This window comes from Paenibacillus mucilaginosus 3016 (assembly GCF_000250655.1).
GTDB lineage: Bacteria > Bacillota > Bacilli > Paenibacillales > NBRC-103111 > Paenibacillus_G > Paenibacillus_G mucilaginosus.
This window is the reverse complement of record NC_016935.1, coordinates 2,252,517-2,265,590: the sequence shown is the minus strand read 5'-3', so window position 1 is coordinate 2,265,590 and position 13,074 is coordinate 2,252,517. Positions and strand designations below refer to the sequence as shown.

Sequence of the window (13,074 nt, the reverse complement as noted above, 5' to 3'; positions counted from 1 at the left end):
GTTATACATTTGACGACTTCATCCCCTCCGGCAATTACTGATGCAATTGTCGATATTCGTTAGGGTTGAGATTCGTATACTTCTTAAACATTCGGGAAAAATGCGAAAAATTGGCATATCCAATGTGCGACGCCACTGCACCGATCGACATATCGGTCTTGGCCAGCAGTTCCTTGGCCAGTTTGAGCCGTTCATAAAATAAATAATCGGATACTGCCATCCCGGTTTCCTTCTTGAAAATCCGAGTTAAATAGTCTGGATTGAGGAATACGTAATTCGCGATATCTTCCCTCGACAGGTCTTTTGCGATATTCAATTTAATATAATGTTTGACCCTTTCGATCACGCTTTGCGATTGTTCGATCGCCGATATATAACCCATCGCCTTGCGTACCGCATGATTCATCCACGAGCGGGTATCCGTAACGGTACGGATTGCATTCGCAGCCAGCTCTAGGGAGATGCTGTCGCTGAACAACTGATGGGCTTGTATTCCTTTGGTTTGGAGCATGTGATATAGCATCTGCTGGAAATTCTGGTAAAACTGATGCAACAAATTTGCGTCCAGCGCGTCGATCCTCATTTGCCGTTCGAAATAGCAGGCGGCTTCCTCCAATACGTTTTCGCCTTTTCCTTCCTTCAACATGACTCCCCACAATTCCATGTCGGGCAGTCGATTGGCGGGAGGATGCTGTTTCAGCTCGAACGACAAAATCACCTTATTGTTATAAGCGACATTGTTTTTTTCCATAAGCTGCAGACGATTCACCATTTCGAACATGCCGTGCCCGTGCACTTTATCCCCGATATAACAAGAGAGATCGCAATAGAAATACTGTCTGCACATGTCGATATAGTGTTCGCACAATGACCTTAACGTCAATTCAAAGTCAGTATGGCTACTGGCGGACAAGATCGCAAGCAACCGCCCGTTCCCGGTCGATATGATTTGTCCGTCGCGGCGGGACCCGAATAGCACTTCCTCAGCCGTATTTTTCAGCGCATACTCCAAAATTTTTTCGTCGCGAAGTGTTAGTTGTTTATGCCACCTTTGCACACTGATCAAAATCGGCACAAAGATCATCTCTGCGGCATAAGGGATGTTTCGGTCCGCCGCGGCGCGTCCTACCGCTTCCGCGTTGGATGGAATCGTCTGAGTGATGATGTCCAGCCAAAAACGCTCGATCAGCATCGGTTGGTGCTGGAACCAGAAGCGGCCATATTGGCTGAATTCGATCAACTCTGAATCTTTGTCAATCTTCTCGACGGCTTTGAGGATTACCTTCTCCAGTTCTTTAAACGGAATGGGTTTAAGAATGTAATCCAAGCTTCCCAACTGAAGCGCTTGTTTAGCATATTTGAAGTCCGCATGACAAGTCAAAAATATCGTTTCTGTCTTCGGGGAGTTATTCCGTACCCATTCGGCCAGTTCAAGCCCCGTAGCCTGGGGCATCTCAATGTCGCAAAGCATGATATCGACACGTTCGCGATCAAAAACCTCTTGGGCCTGTTTGGCGTTATACGCGGTAAAGACGCTAGTGATTCCGAGCTTCTGCCACTCGACGCCCGAACGGATCCCTTCCACGGCATGAATCTCGTCGTCTACGATTAACAAATGAACCATTCGTTGCACGTCCCCTTCCTACGTTTCCACATAATATGGAAGCTTTAGTTCAACTACAGCGCCTCTTGGGAACCCGTTGTAGCAAGCAATGGATGCTTGATCGCCGTACAGCAACTGAAGTCTCTTGCGTACGTTCCATATGCCGATGTGTTCGCCTTGTTCGTCGATCACACGGTTCCCGGAGCGAATTTGAGCTAATGCGTGTTCCGAAAAGCCGCAGCCTGTATCACGGATGATCATCTCGATGTATGGTGCCAACCCGGTTTCTTTTAAATCTACGTCAACGGATAAATGGATAGGCTCGTCCTGCGTCACGCCATGCTTCATTGAATTCTCCAAGAAGGATTGAATCACAAGTGGCGGTACCGGAACATGCTGCAGAAAAGCCGGAGCATCGATTCGGCAAGTTAAGAGGTTCGGATATCGAAGCTCCTGAATTCTCATATAGTTACGTACATGCTGCAGCTCCTCCCGCAGAGCGACGAAGGTCAGATTGCTGCGAAACATGAAGCGGAAATATTGAACCAAGCACAAGGTCATTTCTTGAATCAACTCGAAATTTTTCACTTGCGCCAAACTGTACATGATGTTTAAGGAATTCATGAAAAAGTGCGGGTTAATCTGCAGTTGCAAGTGTTGGAGCTCCGCCTTTTGCTTGCTCAGCTGCTCTTCGTACACGCTGATTTTCAATTCCTCGATTTGCGACATCATCCTATTAAAGGTATGATTCACCAATAGAAACTCATCGGATGCAGGATATGGTTCGATTCGTACATTGAAGTTCCCATCATTGATTCTTCTCATGACGGCAAGGAGGCGTTTCAGCGGCAAAAGCAGAATTCGGCGAAGCACCAGCAAGCTGATGGGAAGTAACCCGATCGAGGCAAGGGATATAATTTCGATGGTGCGCGATATTCTCGGCAGGTTCTGCAAAATTTGCTTTTCCGGGATGGCGGCTACGAGGCCGAAGTTCCCCTTTTGAGAAGGTTCTCCAACGATGAGCATATTGTTCTTTCCGCCGGAGAGATGATATTGCAGGAAACCCTTCGTAAAGTCGATATGATCGTCAGGCAATGATTGCGTGCTGATCATCGTTTCCCCTCCCTCTGTTACCAGCAGAGCAGTCCCTTCTCCTCCGAGATCAATTAAGTGAAGCGGAACAAGCAGTGTCTTCGCGTTGACCCATGCCCCGATATAGAGATCCCCGTAAGAGATGACCTTAAGCATATAGTAGTCTTCTCCGATTTTTTGCGTAAACCAACTGTGTTCGCCGCCCCCCTCCAGATGGGGTTGTCCACCGAACCAACGACGCAGATATTGCTCAACCTGATCACGCTCCGAAAATGGGACCCCCGCCTTAAAGACGTCCAGCAAATCCTGCCTTGTTTGAGAGTAGACGAAAAAAGCGTCGACGGATTTATAAAGAACGATCTCGTTCGATAACTTCACCGAAACGCGGTGTTTCGCCAGTTGGTACTCATCCCCCGAATTGGGGTCATCCATTGATTGAATATCGTAATCGTATGTCACCAAACTCATCAGATTCCGCTCGGCATCCTGCAATTGGGTATCGATTTGGGCCATGTACAGCGAGATCATATTTTTATTGGAGAGTGCCACTTGATTGCGAACAACGCTGATACTGTAGTAGTTATTGTAGATGAGCAGCGTAATGAGCGGTATCGTCACGAGAAATAACCCTACCACCAGTTTGAACCGAATGGAATTCCACGAGAGTTTGGGGATACCCACTACTTCCACTCCTTTCTCATGATGCAAAAAATCTGCCGAGCGTATGCCCGACAGCCCGTTATTTATTAATATTATTTTCAGTTTGGGCAATGCGTTATTATGTCCCCTGATCCTTAATGATAAACAGCCAAAAAGGAATGAACTACCGTTTTGGCGACTTTAGATGTGCAATTTGACGACTTTCTTCCTTACCGGTGTTGGACTGTATATGATGTCCGAATCATCGGTTATTACAAGGGAACATAATCAGGTGAAGGCTGCTCGAGTATTGAAACGAATATTCAATTCAGCAATGTCGCCCCAAAAAATCCCACTTCGGCAGTACGATCCCCTCAGCCTTCAGTATCGGCATGCATCAGGTTAATGAAATGGAGATATTGATCCTCACTCAGCAGGCCGTACAGGTACCAGAAATCCAGCTCATCGCGGGTGATGGAGCTTGGATTGGCATCCCACTTATCGCATTTGCTCATGATCATGTAATCGTAAACCATCATGTATGTCTCTCCGGTTTCCTTGCTGCGCGTAAGCTCTGCCTGCAGCTGCTCCTGGGAAATCTCCACCCAGCGGGGCCCCTCGAAGATCCGGAAGATTTGGTCACGTGTACGGTAATAGATGCGGGTGGTGACAGACAAAGCAAAAGCAAAGCTCATAAGTACACTCTCCATTTCATTTAACGTATGTATCCAGGCTTACTCGCCTGTGTGGTCGCCGAGAAGGCGAAGGATGCTATCGGTATAGCGCAGAATATCCTGCATGATCTTCTTGGTGTTATCGCCCTCGATCGGCATGACGCGCTTGCCGGCCGGCGTCAGGCGGAAGTGGCAGACCGAGCGAATACGCGGGATCTCCCATCGTCCTTCAATCCAGCCGCCCCCATTGGGTCCTTCCAAGCATGGATCAATGCGTACAGGTAGGATATATTGAGCTTCCATCCATAGCGTCTCACGAAACTCGTGGCCGGATAAGGTTCGTACTGCTCTAGCCCCCAGAGGAACAGGTACCTGATGGTATGCTTGACGCTGATCATCCGGTTAAACAGCTTGATCTCCTCATCCGTCATTACGGGAGGCGCCTCATGTGGTCACCTTGAATATATCGGATAAAATGCCGGCACATATGATGAATCTTGGAGATCGAGATCGTGTACGTGCCCCCAAACCATTCCATCTTCTCGAGGCCGCTGCTGGTGATGGTGATGTAACGATTGCGTTCGGTGTTACATGAGATCCTTCCGAAAGATTCCATGGACTCCAGGATGTCATAGATGTACCAGAAGTCTTTTTCCGGTCCATGGCTGCCGTCTCGTCCTGGATGACCTCAACGAGATTCTTGCTTTCCATGCCTCTGGCATGAAGTTCGCGGAAGACGATGAGGTATAAAATCTCTCGCTGGCTAAGCCCCGGGCGATCGGCGGTATGGGATGTTTTTCACGGCAGGTATTAGACTCCCCTTCCCAACATGCTCTTCTATATGAGTTCTGTCATGCCGGCATAATGGCATGGGATATTTACGAGTGCGCATGGAACTGGTTGCGGATGACCTCTAGATAGCGAGCCACTCTCCCCCATTGTCCAGCACAATACCGAAACCTGCAAGTCTAGTGGCCTCTTTTATGTATCTGCAGATGTATGCGGATGCCCAGCCGCTGGCCAACTTATGATCATGAAAACGGTACGGCTTGCTCAACTCATAGATCACTCGATTGGCGATACTGTCGACAATGTAAGTAAGTTTTGTCCTGCCTTAAAGACAAGAACTTACTTACATAGAACAAAAATACCGCACTACGGCGGCATTCATTGTAAGTGTTTTTGTCCTCTGACATATGGCTCTCCACGCTGCTGCGCCGCCTTCGTTAGTTAAACAAACTACGGCTGTCCAATCCATTGTTATAGCTAGGGCTTACCAGCAGGGCTTCCCGTTCTTACCCAAAGATCCGGTTCTTCCACCTCCCCGCTTTCGCCAGCGCCTCGACGTAATAGTAGTCTCCGAATATCAGCGAGCAGTCCACGTGGTGCCCGAGCGGCCGGTTTCCTGTCGCTCCGGTCAGAATCGGGCCGAAGCCGGGCCGGTCCCAGACGGCATAGTTCTCCGTCAGCGACCGAAGTATCCGCCCGGCAGCATCCTGATAGGTCTTCCGCTGAGTTCCCTGCACAGCCTCGGCCAGATCGAGCAGGCCTGAGGCGGCAATCGCGGCGGCTGAAGAATCGCGCGGCTCGCCCTGCAGGCTCGGCAGCCTGAAATCCCAATAGGGCACGCCATCCTCAGGCAGATGGGACAGGAAAAAATCGGCCGCACGCCGGGAAGCCTCCAGGTAACGGGGTTCCCCTGTATTACGGTAAGCGAGCAGGAATCCGTACAGAGCCCAGCCTGTCCCCCGGCTCCAGGCAGAATCCGGTGCGAAGCCCTGTCCTCCCAGGGATTCGAGGAATTCCCCCGTGACCGGATCGAAGGACAGGATATGGCAGGCCGAGCCATCCTTTCTCATCCCATACTGCAGGAAGGTATCCGCATGCCGGACCGCCATCTGCGCATATCTCGGATCGCCGGTTTGTCTGCCCGCCCAGAACAGCAGCGGGAGATTCATGAGGCAGTCGATGATGGCCCACCCCGCCACCGGCTGACCGTCCGGTCCCAGGTTCCATGCCCGCAGGAACCCGCCTGCCGGATTGAACCGGCCCGCGAGATAGTTCGCCGCCGCAAGTCCCCGGCGCCTCGCCTCTTTATCCCCCGTCAACGTATGCTTGATCACCGCCGTCGGGAGGAACTGAAAGCCGACATCGTGATTCATCTCCCCCTCGGGATGAAGCAGCCAAGGCTCCATCTCGGCGTCCCGGTGCCAGGCAGCGGTCTTGCAGCGTTCATCCTTCGTCAGATCATACCAGATCCACAGAATCCCTGGATAGAAGCCGGACGTCCACCAATCACTGCGGCGGAACCGGTAACCCCCCGTGGAGTCGGCATGATCCGGGATTCCGTCTCCCACGGTTTCCATCAGGAAGTTGATTTTCTCTTCGATGCGTTTCCATAATTCCGGTATGTTCGCAATCACGTTCACTTGGACACCTCCCCATTCTCCCGGCCGGCCGCACCATGAGCCCGTACCGGAAAATAGACCGAATAGATTTCATCCTTGATCTCGTACAGGGGGACAAAGCGAAAGCCGCGGTCGATCCCTACGGTACGGTAATAGCCCGGACTCCACCACCCGTGATTGCGCTCCCGGTCCGCAGCCAGCAGTGTCTCCGGTTGCTCCAGGTTCCCGGTCAGGATGCGCTCTTCCGCCGTCAGGCCCGCCAGTACGATCGGACCGTCCAGGAAAGCGACGGTGCCCGGTTCCCCCGGAAGAGCTTCAGCCTTCAGCCCCTTGGGCAGTTCAACCGTAATCGTATCGCCGCTCTTCCATTCCCTCTCAAGCTCCACGAACGTAGAGGGCTTCAGCTCTCCTTGTAGGGGAGCTTCACCGTTCACGGTAATCACCGGCTCTCCGCTCAGCCACCAAGGAAGGCGCATGCGCAGCTTGAACGTAACAGCCCGTTCGGCTTCAAAGGTCAGTCTGTACATGAACCGGTCCGGACGGTGTACCGGGATCGGCGGCAGATCGGCCCGCGTGATGGCCGTCATGCCTGTGACAGACCAGCTGCTCAGCGGCTCGAGCCCGTGCTGCCCATCCTGCTCGATCCGCAGCCGGATGGCCGTGCCGCCGATCTCGTACTCCAGCTTCGAGGGCAGCCATTGACAGACTGCAAGGCCGTCTTCCTCTTCCATGAAGATCTGCCCCTCATAGGAGGCATTCGCCTGCATTAATGTACCGTGACAGCACCAGAAGTGCCCCGTCGGCGTTCCCCAGGTCTTCCTGCTGCCGGCACCGAGACCGATGAAGTACGAGATCATGCCGGTCTCCCCATGCTGGTGGGCAAGCACGCCGTTGACGAACCGCCGCTCCCAATAATCCGCATAGGCGGGATCTCCCGTCCAGCGGAGCAGCACCTGCGCCAGGCGCATCATGTTGTAGTTGCAGCAGTGCTCCTGCCCTGCACCGAGCCTGGCAGCCATCTCCCCCTGCGGCATCCACAGCTCGCCGTTATCCCCTGCGCCGGTCGCTGTATAGCCGCGCTCGGACACGGCACAGCGCCAGAAGGCCTCCACGATCCGGCGGTACCGCTCCTCGCCGGTAACCTCCCACGCCCGGGCCGCGCCGAGAATCTCGGGAATCTGCGTGTTCGCGTGCTTATTCGTCAGGACGTCGCGGCCTTCCAGCAGCGCATCGAAGAACCGCCGCCGGTCATATCGGCGGACGAGCTCCAGATGGGCTCCGCTGCCTGTCACCCCGTAGAGATCGGCCCAGGTCTCCAGCATGCCGCCCGTCTCCAGGTCGAGCAGGTCGTCCATCTCTTCCCGGGTGAACCCGTCCGTCCAGCGGTAAAACCAGGCCGCCATATTGGTCATCAGCTCGAGTGCCGCGGCGCTGCCAGCCAGCCGGTACATGTCATAGAGTCCCATAAGCAGCTTATGGATCGTATAATGCGGAGCCCATACGTACTTCCCCCTCGCGATGCGGTGCATATAACTTTCCGGGAAGGCAGCCAGCCATTCTCCTCCGTTCGCTTCCTGACAACGCGCCAATTCTGCCACGATGTAATCCGCTTTCGCTTTGACCAGCCCGTCCTGCGTCTGTCCATAGATCGTGGCTGCGGCCGACAGCCAGTGCCCCATAATATGGCCGCGCAGCTCGCACGTCGGCGATTCCCAGCCCCAGTGCCAATGCTCGGGGCCATCCGTGCTCGTCGTGGTTGCGCTTGTCGTGCCTCCATTGCCGCTGTAGCTCCACAATCCCGCTTCCAGATAGAAATTCCGGAGCAGGTTTTCGTTCGTCAGACTCATCACGTACCGCTTGTTGAGTTCCAGTCTTGCTTGAAGCGGTCCGGGCGCAAGCCTGACCCGGCCAGACGAGAGCTCCTTCATGGCTGTCTTTCTCATAGTTCCTTCCCCCCGTACAATTTTTGTTCCACACCTTCATTGTATAGTCTTAATACAACGGGGTACATGCACTGGATTTAGCATTTGCCTATACTTTTTTTGTTATTTATACTGAGATAAGGAACAGCCGGAAAGGAGCAGGATCCCTGTTGAACCCCGCCATCATACTGACGGCAGACCGCTTTCCCCTCGTCCGGGATATCGGCTGGAACCGGACGGACAGCCTGTATTCCCATCCCGACCGGGTGTTGGAATATCATGTGTTCCTCTATGTATCCCGGGGCAGCATGCAGGTTATTGAGGAGGATACCGCTTTTGTCGTCCGGGAGAGGGAGTTCTTATTCCTTCACAAAGGCCTGCATCACTGGGGGCTGCCTTCCACCCCTGCGGGCACCGAGTGGTACTGGATCCATTTCAATACGGTCCCGGAAGAGCAGGCGGATTACAAAGAGCATCCTCCTCTCCCCCGCATCGAGTATTACGCTCCCGATCATTACCGTTACAGGATTTCCCTCCCGAAATACGGCACTGCGGAACCGGGAACGGAAGAGCGTCTGGCCTCCATGTTTACAGGCCTGCAAGAAGCCGGCAGCCACCGGATGACACGGGCCAGCTTGAGTGTTTATTCATTTTTGCTGGACCTGCATACATCCGCCTCACGTTCGGCGAACGGAGCCATGGGTTCCGGAGCCCGCTTGGCTGAACGTGTGATGGCCTACTTAACCGCTCGCATCGAAGAGCCTTTCGATGGCGCCAAGCTGGCAGCCCACTTGAGCATGAATTACAGCTATGTCTCCTCCTCCTTCAGCAAGGCCACGGGTCAAAGCATCATTGAAGCGCATACCCGGCTCAAACTGAACGAGGCGGTGAAGCTGATCCGCCACAGTACGCTGAACATCGCCGAAATCAGCGAGCGGCTCGGCTACCAGAACCCCTTCTACTTCAGCCGGGTGTTCAAGAAGACCTTCGGCGAGCCGCCGTCTGCGTATGCACGCCAATTTTATCAGCCGCAGCGCCAAGAGAAGGATAGGGAGTAAGCGCCTGAACCCTTCGGCAGCTCCTGTCCGGCTTGCTTAGAATTAAGAGAAGCCTCCGCCGTATCTTCAGCAGAGACTCCTTCTCTTTGCTATTGCATGCTGCCTCACGTGCTGTCCACCCGGACTGTGTTATGTTCGGTTCCGTGAGCTTGATTCGTAGCGAATATCTTGGTTCCGGAGTAGAACGCAGCCGCTCTGCCGGCGTACTACCGACAGAGTCCTGCCTTCACCGGTTCGGATGAAGGCTTCCCCTTCCCTGCCGTTTCCTCGCGCAGCAGCTGTCCGGCCCGGTACTCCGCGATCCGGACGGCAAGGTCATCCCCTTCCAGCTCATCTACCGTGATGATTTGGGTGCGTCCGTCCTTGAGGAGCACCTCCACGGACCGTTCATCGTGCGACCGGACCGACTTCACCATGGCCTCCGCTTCATAGGGCTCCACTACGGTGATGAAACGCGCAGCCCTGCCCCGTGTCCGGACCCCGTAGGTCCGGCGCCTCTGCTCCTCATCCCCCGGAAAGGCATCCGCGCCAATCAGCCCCATGAAGCGTACGGCTCCAAGCCCCGTCAGATCCAGCGTGATGACCCCTTCCCTGTCGTGGTCCAGCGGGCTTGCCGGGATCGCATCGGGATACTCCCGGCCCACGATCGTCACCCGGCCGCCCTCGTAATCGCGGCCGATGCCAAAGCCCTGATCGACATTATCATAGTGCAGAATGAGATCGCTCAGGTCCCTGCGGCTTCCGTCTGCCAGCTCCACGTAAGCTTCACCCCAGAATAATCCCTGCTTCGTTCTCTGCGCATAATTCTGCTCGTTATAGGTCGGATGCTGCTTCACCCGCAGCGTTAACGTCTCCGCTCCGCGAAGATCCGCATCGCACCGGCCTTCGCCGAGCAGCCAGGCGCCGAATTCCCCTTGGGCAGTCACCGCTCCGTCCACCTCCACCCGGTATTCCATCGGAATCGTAATCCCGTGATACTCGGCAGCCAAGCCTACGACCTGCTCCGTCTGCCGGGGCCAGGCCGTATGCACATCCATATGCAGCTCCCCTGGGGTATTGTGGAACGTCCGGTTGCCCCGCTGATCCTCCCCTTCACCGAAGATCGTGCAGAAGCGGGCCGTACTGGTCCCTCTCACTTCATACCAATGGCAATCCGTGATAAACTGCGCATCGGACAGAGGATTCTCGGTCCATTGGCCGGAATGTCCTTTCTTCACCAGCACTTCAGCCTGCAGCCCCTGGAAGCCTTTGATCTGGAACAGGCTGCTGTACTCATGCTCCTGCTCGCCCTTCACATCATCGAACAGGACGATGTAATCGTCGGTGACGGCCATGACCCGTCTCTGGCGTATGGGTTCGGTGAAATCGGACATCTCCCCATACGGCGGTGCGTCTTCCAGCTCTGGCAGCGAGCTCGCATTCCTGCGGCAGCGCTCCTGCAGGGTTTCATTTTCGTTGTATACCATCCCTCCGTAAGGCGGATAAGCCCACTTGGATTGGGTCTCCACCGCAGCGGCCTGAATCGCTTTACCGCTGTAGAATAAGAGCCGTTTGGAATCGCTCGGTACCTGAACCTTGTCGTCAACGGCCACCATGTTCTTCGTCATCGAATTCTGCACGTAGAATTTGTACATAAAATGCGCATAGCCCCACCACACATGCTCCGGATTGAAGAAGCTGCGTCCATAGCGCATCACCGATAGAAGTGCCGTCCGGTCAAAATGCCCGTGGGCATACCCGTGGGAGCCGTACCGCAGAACGGCCTGGATCTGCTCGCGTTGTTCCCGCTCCGGCGTCTGGCTCCGCAGCATGGCAATGCCTATATTATCCGAATAAGCATTCTTCTTGATGAAGGAGGAAGGAGTATCCGGCAGCTCGGCATGCCCGAAGATCGGGTCGGGGCGGACATTCTGCTTTATGACAGGAATGTACTCCGGATCCTTGTAATAGTGGTAGGCAAGGTCGTAGGTGGAGCCGAAGTGCACCCCCTCCAGCTTTTTCTCGTCCGAGTCGCTGATGCCAAACAGGACGCCCCTGTAGTCCAGAAACGGAATGGCCGCGTCGAACATATCTTTGATGCAGACATAGTTCTTGACACGGCCGCCCCACTTCTTGTTGTACATCCCGAACTTTACTTCCGCATCCGCTCCGCGGTAGGTGCTGTTCACTTCGTCACTGAAGGGGACCGCGAAGTGCGTATGCAGGATGTTGTATCCAAAAGGAAGCAGCGCACGGGCCATATGTATAAACATCGAAGAAACCCAGGTGTTGTAACCGACAGAGCATTCGTACCACCAGCCATCATTAAACAAACCGTACTTCAACTGGTCGACCGCCCCTCCCGGGCCGAACACGAACCGCAGGGCCCGTTCGATATCCTCGATCGCCAGTGCGCAGTAGAACGCACCGGTGATTTCGGACAGCAGCCAATTCGAGATATGCCCGCGCTGGATGTGATGGTCGAGAATATCCATATAAATCCGGAACGTCTTCTCCACCCCTTTGTGCTCATCCGGTGTAAGGACTCCTGCACTGTGGATGATGTCATAAGGAATGGCGAGATGCTGAAAAAAGTGCCCTTCCTGGACATAGCTTTGGGAACAGCCTTTTTTCTTCCGGGGGTAGCCTGTCTCGTCGTCGATAAAATAGCGCAGGAACTGTGCCACCTTCTCGGCATACCGGATCTCACCTGTCAGCGCATATGCGTAAGCGGCCGACATGATCCCATGCTCCTCATGGGTGTCGTAGCAGTAATCCCGCTCATCCACCGGAACCGGAGGCTTGACTTCCCAGTTGTCCGCGTCAGCAAGGATCTGATCATACCCCGGCTTGAACTGCGGATACTTGTCGATCTTCTCTCTGGTTTCACGCCACTGCTGCTCATTATGGTAAATATATGGATGCGGCAGCCGGCTTAGCGTCTTGAACTCTACCTTCACGGCACTGCCGCTGTCGCCATTCGGTACAAACTGCAGCACCGTCGTTTCATGGCCTCCCTGCACCATCGCTTGATGCACCTTGACGGCAGCCGCAACCTCCTGGCTAGCACGCGGCTCCAGAACAAACTGTTCCGGCGTTATTACGGGCAGCAGGGATTCCCACCCATAGAAGAGCTGTCTCACCGATACACGCTGCCGGGCATCCGTGCAGTTATGAACGTTCATCGTATAGATGACGTCTTCGTCTACAGCCCCCGACCGGCCAAGCACATTCGTTTCCACATAAATCCGGTCTCCCCGTACCAGACTTGCGGATAAAAGATCCGCATTCCCGAGCAGCTCGAAGCTTTTGAGGAACCTCCAGATATTCGCCTTGATGCCCTCGATTTCAAAATCGGCCAGCCTCACTTTAACACGGTGCTCTGCAGGGCCGGCCAGCAGGAGTCTCGTGCTTACGCTCCGCCCATCCATGAACCCGGCCATCACCCTGATCTCGGCCTCCTCTGCATCGGAGCGCAGAGCGAGCTTTAACCCATACCATCCCATCGCGTCCAAGGACGAGTCGTTCCCACGTTCGAACCCCATTCCATACCAGCCGACGGCATTCACGGGCGACGGGTACTCCAAAGTTACGGAATCGGCCAGTGCATAGCCGCCCTTCGCATCCTGAACTCCCGATACGTTCCAATCCTTCAATAGATCGATCTTCGTTATCACAGCGATCACCCCATTTTGACCT

Annotated in this window: 8 protein-coding genes; 1 reads left to right on the top strand and 7 read right to left on the bottom strand. The window is 54.3% G+C overall.

Features of this window, described 5'->3' with window-relative positions:
- Positions 1-34: 34 nt before the first annotated feature.
- From PM3016_RS10125 to PM3016_RS10095, 6 genes are all read right to left on the bottom strand, one after another.
- Positions 35-1,624, bottom strand: coding sequence for a response regulator (locus tag PM3016_RS10125; protein WP_014369359.1), 1,590 nt, complete (start codon positions 1,622-1,624; stop codon positions 35-37).
- Between the two features lie 18 nt (positions 1,625-1,642).
- Positions 1,643-3,376 (bottom strand): sensor histidine kinase, encoded by a 1,734-nt coding sequence (locus PM3016_RS10120; protein ID WP_014369358.1) that lies wholly within the window; start codon positions 3,374-3,376, stop codon positions 1,643-1,645.
- 332 nt (positions 3,377-3,708) lie between these two features.
- On the bottom strand, positions 3,709-4,029 hold the full coding sequence (locus tag PM3016_RS10115) for a hypothetical protein (protein WP_013915438.1): 321 nt from the start codon (positions 4,027-4,029) through the stop codon (positions 3,709-3,711).
- 39 nt (positions 4,030-4,068) lie between these two features.
- Complete coding sequence (locus PM3016_RS38100; RefSeq protein ID WP_143768113.1) at positions 4,069-4,269, bottom strand: hypothetical protein; 201 nt, start codon at positions 4,267-4,269, stop codon at positions 4,069-4,071.
- A gap of 1,034 nt (positions 4,270-5,303) precedes the next feature.
- Positions 5,304-6,437, bottom strand: coding sequence for a glycoside hydrolase family 88 protein (locus PM3016_RS10100; protein WP_014369356.1), 1,134 nt, complete (start codon positions 6,435-6,437; stop codon positions 5,304-5,306).
- Positions 6,434-8,344 carry a beta-L-arabinofuranosidase domain-containing protein gene (locus tag PM3016_RS10095; RefSeq protein WP_013915434.1) on the bottom strand — a complete coding sequence of 637 codons (1,911 nt, stop codon included), beginning with the start codon at positions 8,342-8,344 and terminating at the stop codon, positions 6,434-6,436. The genes PM3016_RS10100 and PM3016_RS10095 overlap by 4 nt, the downstream gene beginning before the upstream one ends.
- 164 nt (positions 8,345-8,508) lie before the next feature.
- On the opposite strand from PM3016_RS10095, the gene PM3016_RS10090 reads away from it, so the two are divergent.
- Positions 8,509-9,396 (top strand): helix-turn-helix transcriptional regulator, encoded by an 888-nt coding sequence (locus tag PM3016_RS10090; protein ID WP_014369354.1) that lies wholly within the window; start codon positions 8,509-8,511, stop codon positions 9,394-9,396.
- Positions 9,397-9,602: 206 nt separating this feature from the next.
- On the opposite strand, the gene PM3016_RS10085 is transcribed toward PM3016_RS10090, so the two are convergent.
- Positions 9,603-13,061 carry an alginate lyase family protein gene (locus tag PM3016_RS10085; RefSeq protein ID WP_014369353.1) on the bottom strand — a complete coding sequence of 1,153 codons (3,459 nt, stop codon included), beginning with the start codon at positions 13,059-13,061 and terminating at the stop codon, positions 9,603-9,605.
- Between the last annotated feature and the right edge of the window lie 13 nt (positions 13,062-13,074).

Coding starts and splice junctions, on each gene's coding strand:
- PM3016_RS10095 (WP_013915434.1), bottom strand. CDS start 8,344: ATGAAGGAGCTCTCGTCTGGCCGGGTCAGGCTTGCGCCCGGACCGCTT.
- PM3016_RS10115 (WP_013915438.1), bottom strand. CDS start 4,029: ATGAGCTTTGCTTTTGCTTTGTCTGTCACCACCCGCATCTATTACCGT.
- PM3016_RS10125 (WP_014369359.1), bottom strand. CDS start 1,624: ATGGTTCATTTGTTAATCGTAGACGACGAGATTCATGCCGTGGAAGGG.